At 53.3% G+C, this 881-nt stretch carries 2 protein-coding genes; one reads left to right on the forward strand and one right to left on the reverse strand.

Features of this window, described 5'->3' with window-relative positions:
- Nucleotide 1 precedes the first annotated feature (1 nt).
- Nucleotides 2-472 (forward strand): acetolactate synthase small subunit, encoded by a 471-nt coding sequence (ilvN, locus tag B3P58_RS08970; protein WP_286717075.1) that lies wholly within the window; start codon nucleotides 2-4, stop codon nucleotides 470-472.
- A 77-nt stretch (nucleotides 473-549) separates the two neighbouring features.
- Here the strand turns inward: ilvN and B3P58_RS08975 are convergent, their stop codons facing one another.
- A complete protein-coding gene (locus B3P58_RS08975) occupies nucleotides 550-792 on the reverse strand; it encodes a hypothetical protein (RefSeq protein ID WP_145469700.1) in 243 nt (80 codons plus the stop codon).
- Nucleotides 793-881 lie beyond the last annotated feature (89 nt).

Genomic DNA, 881 nt, shown 5'->3' on the forward strand with positions numbered 1-881 from the left:
TCTGCTGGAAAACGAACCGGGTGCTTTGTCACGCGTTGTTGGTCTGTTCGCCCAGCGTGGTTACAACATTGAAACCCTGACGGTGGCGCCGACAGAAGACAACACCCTGTCACGCCTGACCATGACCACCACCGGTGATGATCGCAAGATCGAACAGATCACCAAGCAGCTGAACAAGCTGATCGAAGTGGTGAAACTGGTTGATCTGTCTGAAGGCCCGCACATTGAGCGCGAGCTGATGCTGATCAAGGTAAAAGCGGTGGGTGCGCAGCGTGCGGAAATCAAACGTACTGCCGACATCTTCCGTGGTCAGATCGTGGATGTGTCTGCCAGCGTGTATACCATCCAGCTGACCGGAACCAGCGACAAACTGGAAGCTTTTATTGAAGCAATCGGTGCTGGCTGTGTTCTGGAAACGGTACGTACCGGTGTGTCCGGTATTTCCCGCGGCGAGAAAATTCTGAGCCTGTAATTCAGAATCAGAAGCCATAAAAGAACCCTCCGCCGGAGGGTTTTTTTATGCCTGCGATTTCGTGCACTAAAGAACCGTCAGAGTGGCGGATTATCCGGCTCAAGAAACGCCAGCGATAAAAAGGTGGCGAACGCGCCCAATACACAAACCACGGCGGTACTGCCGCTGGCGAGCATAATCAGGCCGGTAATAATCCAGCCATTTTTTACCTGCTCTAACCTGCGCCGGTACAGTTCGGTGCGGGTCCAGTTCAGTTCCGGATAATCCTGTGGCAGGCGATAAATACGGCGGATAAATTCGATAACGCTGAATCGGCTCATGGGCTGCTCCTTACTTGGGCACCTGTGGATAATTCTGCACAGCGTCGCGTGAGTGCGGCAGAGTGTTTTTGACAAGGCGTCGATTGCAG

Source organism: Thalassolituus sp. UBA2009, assembly GCF_002335285.1.
Classification (GTDB): domain Bacteria; phylum Pseudomonadota; class Gammaproteobacteria; order Pseudomonadales; family Oceanobacteraceae; genus Venatoribacter; species Venatoribacter alkanivorans.

Coding starts and splice junctions, on each gene's coding strand:
- B3P58_RS08975 (WP_145469700.1), bottom strand. CDS start 792: ATGAGCCGATTCAGCGTTATCGAATTTATCCGCCGTATTTATCGCCTG.